The 16,215-nt window shown below is 61.0% G+C and carries 16 protein-coding genes; 9 read left to right on the top strand and 7 right to left on the bottom strand.

Features of this window, described 5'->3' with window-relative positions; genetic code table 11:
- From AC1DIS_RS24785 to AC1DIS_RS24800, 4 genes are all read right to left on the bottom strand, one after another.
- On the bottom strand, positions 1-1,246 hold a 1,246-nt coding region (locus AC1DIS_RS24785; RefSeq protein ID WP_477781140.1), incomplete at its 3' end, for a monovalent cation/H+ antiporter subunit D.
- Positions 1,243-1,587: a Na+/H+ antiporter subunit C gene (locus tag AC1DIS_RS24790; protein ID WP_007935994.1), complete on the bottom strand. Its 345-nt coding sequence runs from the start codon at positions 1,585-1,587 to the stop codon at positions 1,243-1,245. The genes AC1DIS_RS24785 and AC1DIS_RS24790, both read right to left, overlap by 4 nt.
- The gene (locus AC1DIS_RS24795; protein WP_477781141.1) at positions 1,587-4,517 is read right to left on the bottom strand and encodes a monovalent cation/H+ antiporter subunit A; all 2,931 of its coding nucleotides are present in this window, start codon (positions 4,515-4,517) and stop codon (positions 1,587-1,589) included. The genes AC1DIS_RS24790 and AC1DIS_RS24795 overlap by 1 nt, the downstream gene beginning before the upstream one ends.
- Positions 4,518-4,672: 155 nt before the next feature.
- A complete protein-coding gene (locus tag AC1DIS_RS24800) occupies positions 4,673-5,701 on the bottom strand; it encodes a DMT family transporter (RefSeq protein WP_064617040.1) in 1,029 nt (342 codons plus the stop codon).
- Here AC1DIS_RS24800 and AC1DIS_RS24805 point away from each other — a divergent pair.
- The 4 genes from AC1DIS_RS24805 to AC1DIS_RS24820 all read left to right on the top strand — a co-directional run bounded on the left by AC1DIS_RS24805 (position 5,696) and on the right by AC1DIS_RS24820 (position 9,107).
- Positions 5,696-6,259: a helix-turn-helix domain-containing protein gene (locus tag AC1DIS_RS24805; protein WP_258613718.1), complete on the top strand. Its 564-nt coding sequence runs from the start codon at positions 5,696-5,698 to the stop codon at positions 6,257-6,259. The genes AC1DIS_RS24800 and AC1DIS_RS24805 overlap by 6 nt on opposite strands.
- 132 nt (positions 6,260-6,391) lie before the next feature.
- A complete protein-coding gene (locus tag AC1DIS_RS24810) occupies positions 6,392-6,724 on the top strand; it encodes a hypothetical protein (protein ID WP_477744574.1) in 333 nt (110 codons plus the stop codon).
- Between the two features lie 158 nt (positions 6,725-6,882).
- The gene (locus tag AC1DIS_RS24815) at positions 6,883-8,319 is read left to right on the top strand and encodes an FAD/NAD(P)-binding protein (RefSeq protein ID WP_111453833.1); all 1,437 of its coding nucleotides are present in this window, start codon (positions 6,883-6,885) and stop codon (positions 8,317-8,319) included.
- Between the two features lie 428 nt (positions 8,320-8,747).
- Positions 8,748-9,107 carry a DUF6124 family protein gene (locus tag AC1DIS_RS24820; RefSeq protein WP_111453834.1) on the top strand — a complete coding sequence of 120 codons (360 nt, stop codon included), beginning with the start codon at positions 8,748-8,750 and terminating at the stop codon, positions 9,105-9,107.
- A gap of 274 nt (positions 9,108-9,381) precedes the next feature.
- On the opposite strand, the gene ppnN is transcribed toward AC1DIS_RS24820, so the two are convergent.
- A complete protein-coding gene (gene ppnN, locus AC1DIS_RS24825) occupies positions 9,382-10,755 on the bottom strand; it encodes a nucleotide 5'-monophosphate nucleosidase PpnN (RefSeq protein WP_477781142.1) in 1,374 nt (457 codons plus the stop codon).
- A 228-nt stretch (positions 10,756-10,983) separates the two neighbouring features.
- Here ppnN and AC1DIS_RS24830 point away from each other — a divergent pair, with 228 nt between their 5' ends.
- Positions 10,984-11,511: a DUF3087 domain-containing protein gene (locus AC1DIS_RS24830; RefSeq protein WP_477744575.1), complete on the top strand. Its 528-nt coding sequence runs from the start codon at positions 10,984-10,986 to the stop codon at positions 11,509-11,511.
- Between the two features lie 149 nt (positions 11,512-11,660).
- Positions 11,661-13,238: a sensor domain-containing diguanylate cyclase gene (locus AC1DIS_RS24835; RefSeq protein WP_477744576.1), complete on the top strand. Its 1,578-nt coding sequence runs from the start codon at positions 11,661-11,663 to the stop codon at positions 13,236-13,238.
- Between the two features lie 2 nt (positions 13,239-13,240).
- Here the strand turns inward: AC1DIS_RS24835 and AC1DIS_RS24840 are convergent, their stop codons facing one another.
- Positions 13,241-13,636, bottom strand: a complete 396-nt coding sequence (locus AC1DIS_RS24840; RefSeq protein WP_111453837.1) for a DUF2784 domain-containing protein — start codon at positions 13,634-13,636, stop codon at positions 13,241-13,243.
- A gap of 60 nt (positions 13,637-13,696) precedes the next feature.
- Positions 13,697-14,572, bottom strand: coding sequence for a 4-hydroxy-tetrahydrodipicolinate synthase (gene dapA / locus AC1DIS_RS24845; RefSeq protein ID WP_111453838.1), 876 nt, complete (start codon positions 14,570-14,572; stop codon positions 13,697-13,699).
- 378 nt (positions 14,573-14,950) lie between these two features.
- Here dapA and AC1DIS_RS24850 point away from each other — a divergent pair, with 378 nt between their 5' ends.
- From AC1DIS_RS24850 to AC1DIS_RS24860, 3 genes are all read left to right on the top strand, one after another.
- On the top strand, positions 14,951-15,649 hold the full coding sequence (locus AC1DIS_RS24850; RefSeq protein WP_018928001.1) for an AzlC family ABC transporter permease: 699 nt from the start codon (positions 14,951-14,953) through the stop codon (positions 15,647-15,649).
- Entirely contained in the window at positions 15,649-15,960 is a 312-nt protein-coding gene (locus AC1DIS_RS24855) for an AzlD domain-containing protein (protein ID WP_162830927.1), read from the top strand. The genes AC1DIS_RS24850 and AC1DIS_RS24855 overlap by 1 nt, the downstream gene beginning before the upstream one ends.
- 61 nt (positions 15,961-16,021) lie before the next feature.
- Positions 16,022-16,180 carry a hypothetical protein gene (locus tag AC1DIS_RS24860; protein ID WP_018927999.1) on the top strand — a complete coding sequence of 53 codons (159 nt, stop codon included), beginning with the start codon at positions 16,022-16,024 and terminating at the stop codon, positions 16,178-16,180.
- Positions 16,181-16,215 lie beyond the last annotated feature (35 nt).

The following is a 16,215-nucleotide window of genomic DNA, read 5'->3' on the forward strand; positions in this document are numbered from 1 at the left end:
CGATGAAGCTCAGGCCGAGGAAGGCCATGGTCCAGGGAATCACCTGACCGACCACGGCTTTCTGGTCGTCATCGAGGTTGAAGCCTTTGGGCGGCTGCAAGGATTCCAGGGGCCGTGGCAGCAGCTCGCCGTCATCGTCCAGTGGCATTTCGTTGGCCGAACGCGAACGTTCGATCAACTCCGCCAGCAAGAACAGCGCGCTCAAGGCCAGGGTCGAGCTGACCAGATAGAACAGCGCCGCGCCGATCAGGTTCGGCTGGGCGAAACCGATGGCCGACAACAAAATGCCTGCCGACACCAGGATGCTCAGGCTGGCCATGCGCTCCAGGCGTTGCGCGGCGAGGATCGCCACGGCGGCGCAGACGATGGTCGCCATGCCGCCGTAGATCAGCCAGTCGCCGCCGAAGTACGCAGAGGCCCCGGCCTGGCCGGAGAACAGCAGCGTCCACAGGCGTAGCAGGGTGTAGACGCCGACCTTGGTCATGATCGCGAACATCGCCGCTACCGGCGCGCTGGCTGCGGAGTACGCCGGCACCAGCCAGAAGTTCAGCGGCCACATGCCAGCCTTGGCCAGGAACGCCACTGCCAGAATCGCCGCGCCGGCATGCAGCAGGCCGCGATCGGCTTCCGGCACCAGCGGGATTTTCAGCGCCAGGTCGGCCATGTTCAGCGTGCCGGTGACGCCGTAAATCAGCGCCGCGCCAATCAGGAACAGCGACGAGGCCAGCAGGTTGATCGAGATGTAATGCAACCCCGACGACACCCGCGGCCGGCCCGAACCGTGCAACATCAGCCCGTAAGAGGCGGCGAGCAGCACTTCGAAAAACACGAACAGGTTGAACAGGTCCGCCGTGAGGAAGGCGCCGTACAGGCCCATCAACTGAATCTGGAACAGTGCGTGGAAACTCGAACCGGCGCCGTCCCAGCGGGCCATGGCGAACAGCAGGGCGCTGACGCCGATGATCCCGGTCAGCACCAGCATCAACGCCGACAGGCGATCGACCACCAGCACGATACCGAACGGCGCCTGCCAGTTGCCCGGCAGGTACACGCCGATGGAGCCGGGCACACCGGTGGTCTGCGTCCATTGCAGCAGCATTACGGCAATGCCCAGTCCCAGCAGGCTGGAGAACAGGTTGATCTTGGCCTTTAGCGGGCGGTGTTTCTCGCCCAGCATCAGCATCACGGCGGCGGTCAGCAGCGGCAGCAGAATCGGTGCAACGATCAGGTGAGTCATCGCCATCATTCTTTAGGCTCCCGGCCATCCACATGGTCGGTGCCAGTCAGGCCCCGGGAGGCGAGCAGCACCACCAGGAACAGCGCGGTCATGGCGAAACTGATGACGATTGCGGTCAGCACCAGCGCCTGCGGCAGCGGGTCGGTGTAGTGCAGCAAATCCTGAGGCACGCCGTCCTTGATGTTCGGCTCCTTGCCGATGAACAGGCTGCCCATGCTGAAGATGAACAGGTTGACGCCATAGGACAGCAGGCACAAGCCCATGACCACCTGGAACGTCCGTGGCCGCAGGATCAGCCATACGCCGGACGCGGCCAGCACACCGATGGCGATTGCGATGACTTCTTCCATCAGATGGCTCCTTGGGTGACAACGGATTTGGCCGCGGGCCTGATTTGCGCGCTGGTTTTATGACCGCGTACCGATTGGTGGGCGAGGGCGGTGAGGATCAACAGCGTCGAACCGACCACCACGGCGTACACGCCAATATCGAAGAACAGCGCGCTGGCGATATGAATGTCACCCAGCAGCGGCAGCTCGAAATGCCAGGTGTGGGTGGTCAGGAACGGATACCCGACCGCCATCGCCCCGAGCCCGGTAACGGTGGCGAACAACAGCCCGGTGCCCATCCAGCGCAGCGGCCGCAAGCTCATTTGCGCCTCGACCCACTGGGTGCCGGCGACCATGTATTGCAGGATGAACGCCACCGACATCACCAGTCCGGCGACGAAACCGCCACCCGGTTGGTTGTGCCCGCGCAGGAACAGATAGAAGGAGATCACCAGGGCGATCGGCAACAGCAGGCGCACCAGCACCGCCGGCACCATCATGAAACCGAGCGCGGTGTCGCTGGCGTGACGCGGGTTGACCAGATCGGTGACCACATCGGGCGCCAGCAGACGCTGTTGGGCCGGCAGTTGCAGGCTTTCTTTCGGAGGGCGGAAGCGTCGCAGCAGGGCGAACACCGCCAGGGCCACGGCCACCAGCACGGTGATTTCGCCGAGGGTGTCGAAGCCACGGAAATCCACCAGCATCACGTTGACCACGTTGCTGCCACCGCCTTCGGGTAGGGCGCGGCTGAGGTAGAACGAAGAAATGTCGTTGGGCGTCTGGCGGGTCAGCATCGCGTAGGACAACAGCGCCATGCCGCCACCGACCGCTGTCGATAGCAGCAAGTCGCGAACCCGCCGTACCCGCGCCTTGCGCAGGCTGCTCGGCAACGGTGACACCTCTTCGATCCGTCGCGGCAACCAGCGCAGGCCGAGCAGGATCAGCACCATGGTCACCACTTCGACCACCAGTTGCGTCAGGGCCAGGTCCGGCGCCGAGAACCAGACGAAGGTCACGCAGGTCATCAGGCCGCAGACACTGACCATGGTCAGGGCCGCGAGCCGGTGATACTTGGCTTGCCACGCCGCGCCGAGGGCACAGGCAATCGCCAGCAGCCAGAGGATCACGAACACGATCGAGCCCGGAATTTTCGCCCGGTCACCCCAGCTCAGGCTGCTGTGCAGCATCGGGATCACCCCGGCCAGTACGGCGGCGAGCACCACCAGAAACAGTTGGGTTTGCAGGCGCCGGGTGCTGATCCGCCGCTCCAGGCGACGGGCCAGGCGCATCATGACCACCAGGCTGCGCTCGAACAGCCGCTTGCCATTGAAACGGCTGATCACCGGCGGGTGCGTGAAGCGTCCTTGCTTGAGTTGATTACGCAGCAACAGGTAAAGCACGATGCCGCCGGACATGGCAATCAGGCTCATGAACATCGGTGCGTTCCAGCCGTGCCAGATCGCCAGGCTGTACTCGGGCAGCGTGCCGCCCACCACCGGCAATGCGGCGGCGGCGAGCAGCGAGCCGACCACTTGAGCGGGGAAAATCCCCACCACCAGACAGGTGAGCACCAGCAACTCCACCGGCGCGCGCATCCAGCGCGGCGGTTCGTGCGGGGTGTGCGGCAGATCGGTGGCGGTCGGGCCGAAGAACACGTCAACGGTGAAGCGCAGGGAGTAGGCGACGCTGAACGTCCCGGCGATGGTCGCGACGATCGGCAGGGTCATCTCGATCCAGGCCGTGGCGTTGATGAACACGGTTTCGGCGAAGAACATCTCTTTCGACAGGAAGCCGTTGAGCAGCGGCACGCCGGCCATGGAGGCGCTGGCAACCATGGCCAGGGTGGCGGTGAACGGGATCAGTTTGACCAGGCCGCTGAGTTTGCGAATGTCCCGGGTGCCGCTTTCGTGGTCGATGATCCCGGCGGCCATGAACAGCGAGGCCTTGAACGTGGCGTGGTTGAGAATGTGGAACACCGCGGCCACGGCGGCCAGCGGACTGTTCAGGCCCAGCAGCAGGGTGATCAGGCCTAGGTGGCTGATGGTCGAGTAGGCCAGCAGGCCCTTGAGGTCGTTCTGGAACATCGCGCAGTAAGCGCCGAGCAACAGGGTGCAGGCGCCGGCCCCGCTGACGATGTAGAACCATTCTTCGCTGCCGGACAGCGACGGCCACAGGCGCGCGAGCAGGAACACCCCGGCCTTGACCATGGTCGCCGAGTGCAGATACGCCGAGACCGGTGTCGGTGCCGCCATCGCGTGGGGCAACCAGAAGTGGAAGGGAAATTGCGCACTTTTGCTCAGGGCGCCAATCAGGATCAGGGGCAGCAGAACAGGGTAGAGGGCATGCGCGCGAATCAGATCGCCGGCGGCCAGGACCTTGTCCAGGTCATAGCTGCCCACCACATGGCCGAGCAGCATGACCCCTGCCAGCAAACACAAACCGCCCGCGCCGGTGACCATCAGTGCCATATAAGCACCCCGTCGCGCATCGGCGCGGTGGTGCCAGTAGCCGATCAACAGGAACGAGAAGAGGCTGGTCAGCTCCCAGAAAAACACGATCTGGATCAGGTTGCCGGAAATCACCAACYCCAGCATGGCGCCCATGAACGCCAGGAAAAACGCAAAGAAGCGCGGCACCGGATCGTCTGGTGACATGTAATAACGGGCGTACAACGAAACCAGCGTGCCGATGCCCAGCACCAGCATCGAGAACAGCCAGGCGAAACCGTCCATGCGCAGCACGAAGTTCAGGCCCAGGCTGGGGAGCCAGAAGAACTCTTCACGGATCACGCCGCCATGGGCGATTTGCGGGTACAAGAGGGCGACCTGGACGGTGCCGATCAAGGCAACCAGGCCAGCCAACAGCGATTCGGTATTACGCGCGTTGTGCGGCAGCAAGGCTGCCAGACAGCTGCCGATAAAAGGCAGAAGCAGTAGAACTATCAGGGACATAGGCTTCTAATCTGCGGAAGTTTGTGAAGCATCATACGTGCCAGCTCCCCGATCACCAAACGCCAAGCTGTCGCAGAATCCTACAAGATAGACGCAGAAACCCTGTTTATCATTGTTTCAAAGGAGATCGCGATCGTTCCCACGCGTGGGAACGATCAGTGTTCGGTTTCCTGTACCGAATCTTCTTCGATCTCGGGAACAACTTTCCCCTTGGTCTTCAACTCACTGACAATCACCGCCGCCACAATCAACCCCGCCCCAACCAGCGCAATCGCCGGCAAGCGTTCCCCGGCGAGCCGCCCGGCAATCCCGGCCCACACCGGCTCCCCGGCATAGATCAACGTCGCCCGGGTCGGCGAAACACTCTTCTGTGCCCAGTTCATCGCCACCTGGATCGCCGCACTCGCCGCGCCCAGGCCCAAAGCGCTGCACAACAGCAACCACGAGAAGTCGGGAATCACTTCTTGGGTCGGCACCACCATCAGGAACGACAGCACCGACGTCACCGCCAATTGCACCACCGTCACCCGCCGCACGTCGACCTGGCCGGCATAGGTGCTGATCAGAATGATTTCCGCGGCAATCGCCACGGCGCTGATCAATGTAGCGATTTCACCGGGGCTGAAATTGAGCGACGCGCCGGAAGGCCCCGACAGCAACATCAACCCGGTAAAGGCCAGCATGATCCCGATGCTCGGCATCAACCCCGGACGACGCCCCAGCACCAGCCATTGCAGCAGCGGCACGAACGGCACATACAGCGCGGTAATAAACGCCGACTGACTGCTGGGAATGCTCTGCAAACCCACGGTCTGCAAGCCGTAACCAAGCATGATCGCCACGCCGATAAACGCCCCGGCCTTGAGTTCGAACAGCGTCAGTTCACGCAGATGGCGCCAGGAGAACAGCGCCACAAGGCTCGCCGCCGCGGCAAAACGCAGCCCGACAAAGAACATCGGCCCGCTGACGGTCATCGCATGCTGCACCAGCAAAAAGGTCCCGCCCCAGACCATGGTAATCAGCACCAGCACGCACTCGGCCTTGCTGAACCGGGAGAAACGGGGGGAAGTATGAGAAGCGTTCATTGACGTCATGACCTTGCGCGCCATCTGAGGGAGACGCACAATGCGCCCGAAGTTGGGCAGTATACTGCGCAACGCCACCCAGTGAGCAATATAGTGCACAAAGATTCCACCCAACGGGCTTCGGTCCTCCAGCACGTCAGCCTGAACGTGCGACGTCTGCGCCACGCCGCCGACATGAGCCAGAGCGCCCTGGCCGAAAAGTCCGGGGTCAGCCGCCGGATGCTGGTGGCCATCGAGGCCGGCGAGAAGAACGTCAGCCTGACCACCCTCGACCGCGTGGCCGAAGCGCTGGACGTGGCCTTCAGCGACCTGATCCAGGCCCCCGACGCTCGCGACCCGAGCCGCATCAACGAACTGGCCTGGGCCGGTACGATCCCGGGCAGTAAAGCGGTGCTGCTGGCCAAAGCCACCGCCACCCGCGAAGTAGAACTCTGGGAATGGCGCCTGGAACCGGGCGAGCATTACCCCTCGGAGCCGGATGCCGAAGGCTACAGCGAACAGCTTTATGTGTTTGAAGGTTGCCTGACACTGATGCTTGACGGTCAGCCGCAGAAAATTGCGGCTGGCGAGTTCTTTATGTTTGCCAGTCATCAACCGCATTCTTATCGCAATGATGGGGACGTGGCGGCGCGGTTTGTGCGTAATGTGGTGATTTGAACGGGCAGCACTACTCATTGGGGAAAGTGTCACACCTGTTATTTCTGACAGTAGACGTGGAGCGAGATTGATCGCTAACTGGAGTTCGGCTCGTTGCCGAGATCTGACCGTCTATTCACAGGAATGCAGAAAATGGCAAATCTGGAACCGCTAATCATCAACGAGGCTATTGGTAACGTCATTAAGCTGATGGATGTCCCAACTGTCGGTGCGACAGCCCTTATTCCTGTCCCACCCAACGCCCAACCGGGCGATTCAATCTGCATATTCATTGCAGACAAGATGGTTGCAGAGGCTTCGAGTGATGACCCGGCCGAAGACTTTTGCGCCTGCCGTTTGCCAAAAACAGCCTTACTGGACAACGCAGGGCAGCAGAAGGAATTCCGATACATCGTCCGCAACTCGGCTGGTAATCCTGTTCATTCCGATCCGATTCTTTATGACATCCACCATTCTCTTGATTGAATTGCTTCGTTGCTAAAAACCAATGCACGGCAACCCGCCTCCTTGTGAGCGCGGGCTTGCTTGCGATGGCGGTGTGACTGACGATACCCAGGCTGTGGCTTGACACGGGGCGATCTGCGCCACTTCCATTCAGGTAAACATTGATCGATGAGAACGCCATGACTGACACCCCAAGCGGACAGGCGACCGACGCCATCCGTCACGCTGACATCCTGATCATCGGCGGCGGCCTGAGTGGCGCGATGCTGGCGGCGCAGTTGTTGCGCTTGCCCGGTCAGCGCCGGGTTCTGGTGATCGAGCCGCGGGCAGAACTGGGCCGTGGCGAAGCCTATAGCGCGGTGGAACTGGGGCATACGCTCAATGGCAACGCGGCGCGGATGAGCGTCGACCCGGACAACGCCGATGACCTGACCCAATGGCTGACCGAACACATCGCCGCCGGTGGCTGGCCGGAGTCGGATGAGCAGCATGTGCCGGTCAGCGAACTGTTTCCGCCGCGCGGGTTGTTTGGCGTTTATGTGCAGCAGCGTCTGGCTGAAGCGCAGGCGGTGGGCGCATTGAAGGGGGCGAGTGTCGAACATGTGCGGGCCGAGGTGGTGGACCTGCAGACCTCTGCCGACTCTGTGCAACTGACCTTGAACGATGGCCAGCGTCTGCAAGGCGCATTCGCGGTGCTAGCTACCGGCATGTTCCCGGCAGCACGCACGCCGCAGACCGAGTCCAGCGGTTTGAATGCGGCTGCACTCGACCCGTGGGATGTGGCCGCCATGCGTCAACTCGATCCGCAGTCGACGGTACTGATCATCGGCTCGGGCCTGACCATGGTCGATGCCGTGGTGTCGCTGGAGCAAGCCGGGCATCGTGGGCCGATCGAAGTCTTTTCCCGTCATGGCCTGCTGCCGCATGTGCGCAGGCAGCCGCCGGCGTGGGTGGATTTTCTCGCCGAGGACCACAGTATTCGCACACCGCGTCAGCTGGTGCGCGAACTGCGCCGGCATTGCCGCGATGCCATCGCTCAGGGCATCGACTGGCAAGCGCCGTTGGATACCGTTCGGGCGCATATCGGGCGGTTGTGGAGTCAGGCGACCGATGTGCAACGCCGGCAATTTGTGCGGCATGTACGGCCATGGTGGGAAAGCCATCACCATCGCTCGCCGCCGCTGAGTGCCGAGTTGGTGGCGCAGCTACACGGGGAAGGGCGGTTGCGGATTCATGCCGCATCGTTCAAGGGGCTCGAGCCTGCGTCGGACGGTGAGGTCAGCATCCGCATTCGTCGTCGTGGTGAGGCGCAAACCTGCGTGGTGCATGGCGCGGCGCTGATCAACTCCAGCGGCATCGAATACGACTGGCGCCGGGTGGCGCGGCCGTTGCCCCAGCAATTGCTCGCTCGCGGGCTGGTGCGTCCGGGGCCATTGGCGTTGGGCATTGCTGCGGCGGTGGATGGCGCGGTACTCAGCGCCGACGGGCAGGTCGCCAGCCGTTTGTTCGCCATGGGGCCGCCGTTGCGCGGCATGTGGTGGGAGAGCACGGCGGTAACTGATGTGGCGAGCCAGGCCAAGTCTCTTGCGGCGCGATTAGTCAGCGATCTGTTGTAGCAGCTGCCGAGCCCGCGAGGCTGCTGCTACGGGCAGGCCAAGTCTCTTGCTCGCGAAGAGGCCAGCCCATCCACCGCAAAATCCACAGTAAGACCAATAAACAGGCGATGTTTAATCGACATCTCCTGATACTCACTCAGACTACACAGCCTTGCGCCGCTGCCTACGACTACGCCAGAATCCGCCGGCTTGTGCGCCTTGAGGCCGGGCTCTATCGTTTCCGGGTCGCTGAAGAATCAGCGATCGGGTTTAGCAGCTCGATGAATATCAAGGCACGTCAGTGTCGCCATTCGCGTTATGGCGGCTATGCGTGGGGCACTTCGGTGCGCCGGGTTCCTTGATCCCTGGTCTGCTAACCCGCGTACAGCCGCCACCTTCTTCGTTTAGCAGCGATAGATGTCGGCTCCACTGATCAAGGAGCTTCATTTATGTTCAAACCAACACCAAATCCTCCGGAAACCGACGACGTTTCCCCCTACGAATCCCTCGATTCGAAAAAACTCCACGAAGCCGCCGACCGCGCCCTCGACCATTACCTCAAACCACCCATCCCCAAAGCCACCAAGCGCAAACTCAGTACCATTTACCATGTGGGTGCGAAGGTCGATAACGAAACCCTGCTGGTCAACGCCTGCGAATCCCTGGCGTCAGCGAGCATGATGCTCAGTGAGTTCGTCGGGTTGATGGACATGCCACATCGCAATGTGATGTTGGGGATTCAATCGGTGGTCATGCTTGGGGAGTTGGCGGTGAACCGGGTGCTGGATAACCTCGATCCTCAGAACTGAGTGACCCATTGTGGCGAGGGAGCTTGTCGGATCGCCGCACCGTCCCGCTCGGCTGCGCAGCAGTCGCAAAACCGGCATATGCGGTGTGCCAGAAAAATGCGGTTGCTGGATTTGGGGTCGCTTCGCAACCCAGCGGGAGCAAGCTCCCTCGCCACAGTGGGCTCCACTGACTCAGTCCCCAAAAACAAGAAACCCCGCATCACGCGGGGTTTCTTGTTTCCGGTGGTTCGGGAAAGCGGGCCATCGCGGGCCTGCTTCCACAGGGTTTCGCGTATCAAGCCACCACTTGGTAACACGGCACATACGCCGCGCCACCCGGCAGTTTCATCCGGTGCTGGGCAACGAAGGCTTTGAGCAAATGGTCCAGCGGCTGCAAGACCTCGGCATCACCGCGAATCTGGTACGGCCCGTGTTCTTCGATCAGGCGGATGCCCTTGTCCTTGACGTTGCCGGCGACGATGCCGGAGAACGCGCGGCGCAGGTTGGCGGCCAGTTCGTGGGGCGGCAGGTTGCGGCTCAGTTGCAGGTTGGCCATGTTGGCGTGGGTCGGGTCGAACGGGCGCTGGAAGCCTTCGTCGATCTTCAGTAGCCAGTTGAAATGGAACGCGTCGTTGCGCTCACGGCGGAACTGTTTGACCGCTTTGAGGCCCTGAGTCATCTGCCGCGCTACTTCGGCCGGGTCGTCGATGATGATCTCGTAGTGCYGCTGCGCTTCTTCACCGAGGGTTGCGCCGACGAAGGCGTGCAGTTGCTCCAGATACGGCGCGGCGCTTTTCGGCCCGGTAAGGACCACCGGGAACGGCAGGTCCTGGTTGTCCGGATGCATCAGGATGCCGAGCAGGTACAGGAACTCTTCGGCCGTGCCCGCGCCGCCGGGGAAAATGATGATGCCGTGGCCAACCCGCACGAACGCTTCCAGGCGTTTCTCGATGTCCGGCAGGATAACCAGTTCGTTGACGATCGGGTTCGGTGCTTCGGCGGCGATGATCCCCGGCTCGGTCAAGCCGAGGTAACGGCCGCCGTGGATGCGTTGCTTGGCATGGGCGATGGTCGCGCCTTTCATCGGGCCTTTCATCACGCCAGGGCCGCAACCGGTGCAGATGTCCAGGCTGCGCAGGCCGAGTTCGTGGCCGACTTTCTTGGTGTATTTGTATTCTTCGGTGTTGATCGAGTGGCCGCCCCAGCACACCACGATTTTCGGCTCGACGCCGGGGCGCAGGGTGCGGGCGTTGCGCAGCAGGTGGAAGACGTAGTCGCTGATGCCCTGGGAGGTGCTCAGGTCGATGCTCAAGGCGTCGAGTTCGTTTTCGGTGTAGACGATGTCGCGCAGGGCGCTGAAGAGCATTTCGCGGGTGCTGGCAATCATTTCGCCATCGACGAAAGCGTCGGCGGGGGCGTTCAGCAGTTCCAGGCGTACGCCACGGTCTTGCTGGTGAATGCGGATTTCGAAGTCTTTGTAGGCTTCCAGGATGGTCTTGGCGTTATCGACGTGGGCGCCGGTATTGAGGATGGCCAGGGCGCACTGGCGGAAGAGGGTGTAGGTGATGCCGGATGATGCTTCGCTCAGTTGCTGCACTTCACGCTGGGAGAGCGTTTCCAGGCTGCCTTTAGGGCTGACCGAGGCGTTGATTACATGTCGTTGGGTCATTCAATGATCCTTAAAACGATGTCACCCGCCAGCAACGGCGCATGGCATCCGAATAGTGTGTATCCATGATGAAGATGGCACGAACTGCGCTGTATCGCCATGCTCCCGTTTGACGATGAAAAGATGAAAAGGAGCTCCAGCATAGCTAAATCCTTCGGGGAGGCGATAATGCCTCGCAGTCTTTTTGTCACAGCGCCTTTTACCATCGATGCAAGGAACCCCGTCGCGATGTTCGAAATCCAGCCAATGAATGCCGAAACCTATCGACGCCAGACGCGGCGCAGCACGGTGATCATCGCCCTGATGTTCCTGGCGCTGGCGATGGTGCTGTCGACGGTGGCGGTGACGTTGTTCGGTGAGCCCGGCGGCGATAATCTGCGGTTCAACGTGGGCGGTGTGTTTGCCGCGTTGTTGCTGACAGTGGCGCTGATGCGCGGCAAGTTCTGGAGGCAGGAGTGGATGGCGCCAGCGGTCTATGGTTGGCAGCTCAAGCGCAGCCTGATGAGCGTCACCAACGTCATGCACCAGGTGACGGCGGCGGTGGAGCAGGGCGACCCTGCCGCCATGAAGCTGCTGCGCTTTTATCACTTGGGGCTGAGCCAGATGCACCAGTTGGACGGCAACTCCAGCGATCAAAGTCAGCTGACCCGAGAGATGGACCAGCACAAGGCACGGATGGACGCGTTGGGCATCGAGACCGAACAGAGGCGATTGAATCCGGCCTGGTTTGAGGCGATCAAACAGACGCCGATGTAGGATTACGATCGCTGGCAATGAGCGTTTTTGTGCAAATCACCTATCGTATCGGTAGCGGGTTGTAATGGTTTGAGCGCCGGTCACGGCTGGCTGGCGCTAAAAGGGCGAACGGGAAAATTCGCCATGTCATAAGGGATTCAGGGAGCGTCATGGGGCATCCGTCCGTCAAAGATCGTATCGAACACACCCGGTTCGCCACGCCTTGGGTGCCCGAGCCGGTTGAGACAACGCTCAAGGTTCGATACGCGGTTTCTCTGCTGATTTCGGTGTGCCTGTCCTTGATGGCCATTGTGATCGGTGAAAGCTGGAACTCGCGTCAGTACCATCTGCGTGAGAGCGAAGTGGCGATGTCCAACCTGGCGCAAACCCTGGCCTCGCAGGCGCAGGCATCGATCAAACAGGCCGACACGCTACTGTTCTCCCTGGTGGACCGCCTCGAAATCGATGGCATGCAACCGGAAAAATTTCCCCGACTGCAACGTTTGCTCCAGGCTCAGCGCAGTGAGTTGGTACAGATCCATGGGCTGTTCGTGTTCGATGAAGAAGGACGCTGGCTCGCCAACGCCATTAACGTCATACCGCCCAATGCCAATAATTCCGACCGTGAATATTTCATCTACCACCGTGATCATCCCGACCGCGGCCCTCATATCGGTCCGTCGATAAAAAGTCGCTCGACCGGTGAGTGGATCATGACCGTGTCACGCCGGATCAATCACCCTGATGGCCGGTTTGCCGGCGTGGTGGTGGCTTCGATCTACCTCAAGCATTTCCTGGATTTGTACAACAGCATCGACATGGGCAATAACGGCGTGATCAACCTGATCTCCGATGACGCCACCATCGTCGTTCGGCGCCCGTTCAACGAAGCCGATATCGGCACCAGTGTTGCCAAAGGGCCGCTGTTTACCCAGCTGTTGCCCAAGGGCGATTCCGGTACGGCAACGGTCAGGTCCTTTGTCGACGGGGTGGTGCGGGTCGTGGGGTTTCGACGGGTCGAGGGGTATCCGCTTGTCGTCTTTGCCGGGCTCGACAAGGATGAAGTCCTGGCCAGTTGGCGGCAGGAATCAATATTCAGTGCGGGCATCGTCCTGTTGCTGCTGGGGTTTCTGGGGGCTCTCGGTTATCGCCTGATCCGCCTCATGAAGCAGCAGAATCATATTCAGAACAATCTGTTGGAGACTCAGGACAAACTCATTGAGGTCAACCGCAGCCTGGAGTTGCTGGCGCTGGAGGATGCACTGACCGGGCTTTCCAACCGGCGTCAATTCGACCTGTTCATTCTCGCGGAAATGGGCCGCGCCAGGCGTAGCCAGACCCATCTTGCGCTGCTGATGATCGATGTCGACCACTTCAAGAGCTTCAATGATCACTACGGTCATTTGGCGGGCGATGAGTGTTTGCGCAAAATCAGCACGATCATCACCGAAAACATCAAGCGCCCCGGCGATCTCGCGGCTCGCTTCGGTGGTGAGGAGTTTACGGTGGTGCTGCCCGGTACCGACTACGTGGGGGCGTTTCTGGTAGCGGAAAACATCCGCCGTGCGGTTCAGCAGGCCGGCATCGAGCACGTTGGGGGCGTGGAAGGCGTGGTCACAGTCAGCGTGGGTGTCTGCGCCTACGACCCGGCCTCGCAAGCCCAGCCCGACGACATTGTCGGCGCCGCGGACAAGGCGCTGTATGTGGCCAAGGCCAGTGGCCGGAACATGAGTGTTATCGCCAACTGAGTTCAACCGGACCGGTGGTTACTGCCTGAACGGGTCGGATGCTTCCATTGCCGGAACAGCCGCGCATAGATCAGCACGTTGAGCGCCAACACCACGCTGCCCAGTGCCAGTTGAATCGTGGGCGTCAGCCCGGCCGGGTAAATAATCGGCCACACGTAATGCTCGATAAAACCGCCACCGTAACCGGTTTGCCCGGCCGCGTGGCGCATGCGGTTTTCCCATTCGGTGAGTGGGCACGCCAGGTGGAAGATTTCCACGATCACACCCCATGCAGCGGCGGGCAGGTGCCACCAGATCAGGTGGCGCCATTTGAGCACCAGCAGCCCGCCGAACAGCACGAACAGAATGAACAACAAGTGAGACAGCACCAGCCCGTCGGCGGCGATTCGGTAAAGCATGTCGATTCCCTGACGTGTTGGGTGAATCGCTCCATGGTACTCGGGCTGGACGCTTGTGCTCTATCGATTGCCGCCTTCAAGCGCTGTCAGTACTTCTTTCAAACGCACCGTCGTGCTTTCACTGCTGCGTTGCATCGGCGCTCGCAGCTCGTCGCGGATAAATCCTTCAAGGGCCAGGGCAGTTTTCACCGGGGCGGGATTGGGCTCGATGAACAGGCTGTGGATCAGTGGCAGCAACTGGAAGAAGGTCGTTCGGCCGGCCGCTAAGCGGTTGTCGCGAAGCTGTTGATACAGCGTCACGAACAGCTCGGGATGAACATGGGCCGAGGCGGCAATTGCGCCTTTGGCCCCCAGGCATAGCGCGCCGAAGATCTGATTATCTTCGCCGCACAGCACGTCGACGTTACCGCTGGAGAGCAGTGCCAAGGTGTTGGCTGGGTTGCCGCCGCAGTCCTTGATCGCGACGATCCGCTCATGGGCGACGATCCGGAGCAGGGTCGCCTGCTCGAAGGCTATGCCGGTGCGATAGGGGATGTCGTAGAGAATAATCGGGGCGCTGGACGCATCGGCGACGGTCTTGAAAAAGGCTTCGAGGCCGGCCTGGGAAGGGCGGATGTAGTAGGGCGGCGGCACCAGCAAGCCCGCCAGGGGACGCTTCAGGATTTCGCTTTGAAATTGCAGCAACTCGGTGAGGTTGTTGCCGGCCAGGCCCATGACCACGCGTTCTGGTGGAACCTGTTCCAGCACCGCATCGAGCACCGCCAGTTGTTCATGTTTGGCCAGCGCCGCGGCTTCCCCGGTGGTGCCGCAGACCACTATGCCATCGACGCCTTTTTCCAGCAGATGACTGACCAGCCGCCGCAATCCGGCGAAGTCGATCGCGCCATTGTGAAACGGCGTAACGATGGGAACCCAGATACCTTGAAACGATGACATGCACTTTCTCCTGAAGGTTGACCGATTTCGTCACCGTCAGAAGCGTAGAAGGAAGTCAGCAAGAGGAGGGGTGTCCGTCGCGCTCAATGTCCTGTCAGCTCATCTGACGGGACAGCGCGCCCCGGTCACATGAGCGACTGTTTCTTCGATTTAGGGGCGTGCGCAACGCAACCTTGCGCCTTGGCAATCAAGCCAATGACGACAGTGTTGAGGTTGAAGGTTGCGGACATGGTTGCTTACACCCTGAATGAGGCGCCAGTTTTAAAAGCCGACGGGGTATTTGTCAATCGTGAAGTCGTTGCAAGTGCGCAAGATTGTTCAAGCCATCGGCCATGACTGCTGGCACAGTCTGAAGACTTTTCCTGGTTGTAGAGCGTTATGTCCAACTCATTCATGCCGCGTACTGCATTCCTTCGTGGCGCCGCGGCCATCATGCCGTTGTCCCTGGCGACCGCGCCCTGGGGGTTGCTGGCCGGTTCCATGGCCATCGAGGCCAACCTCACGCCCCTGCAAGGCCAGGGGCTGTCGAGCATCGTGTTTGCCGGCGCGGCGCAATTGGTCGCCATCGGCATGCTCAAGGGCGGCGCCGGGGTCTTTTCGATTCTGTTGACCACGTTGCTGYTGACCTCCCAGCATTTGCTGTACGGAATGAGCATGCGTTCGGTGATTTCCCCGTTGCCGGGCCGCTGGCGTATCGGGCTGGGCTTTTTGCTCACCGACGAGTTGTTCGCCCTGACCAGTCAGCATGACAAACAGCAGTTCAACCGCTGGTACGCCCTCGGCGTGGGCCTGACGTTTTACATCGCATGGAACCTCTTCACCCTGGCGGGCATTGTGCTGGGCAGCAGCATTCCGGGCCTCGAACACCTGGGGCTGGATTTCTCCATCGCCGCGACGTTTATCGCCTTGATCACGCCGGTGGTGCGCAACGTTCCGACGGTGGTCTGCGTGGCGGTCTCGCTGTTCTGTTCGGTGCTGTTCAGCTATTGGCAATGGGGCTCGGCGCTGGTGCTGTCGGGGTTGGCGGGCATGACGGCGGGCTTTATCTGCAACAAACTCTACGTGGGGCGCACATGATGGTCTGGGCTGTGATTATCGGGATGGGCCTGCTGGTGTTCCTGAACCGCTACGTCTTTCTCGAACCTCGGCTGCCGGTGCGCTTGAGCAGCAATGCCCGGCAGTTCCTCGGTTTTGCGGTGCCGGGCATGCTCACCGCGATCTGCGGGCCGATTGTGTTCATGCCCGACAAACAGTTGAACCTGCAGTGGGACAACCCCTACCTGATCAGTTCGCTGGTGGCCGTGGGCCTGGTGCTTTACACCCGCAATACTCTGCTCAGCATGTTGTTGAGCATGGGCTTTTTCTTTTTGCTGCGCTGGTGGCTCTGAGTCGTCCGAGGCGAAACTGTTCTACGCTTAACGGATGATCCCTTGAGGACGGGAGGTGGACATGGCCACTGAACCAAAGCGTCCGGACCTGGATGATGAGACCGATGAACCGACGGAGGAAGAAATCGAGCGGCAGAAGCGTTCGACGCCGGACTGGAAGCACCCCGACGACGGCAAAGAGCTGTCGGACCGCGACCAGGAACACCCGCTGAAGCCCTGATCGGTTTGCACATCCCCAAAGCCCCGCCAATTGAT

This window comes from Pseudomonas sp. 05N433, assembly GCF_056396925.1.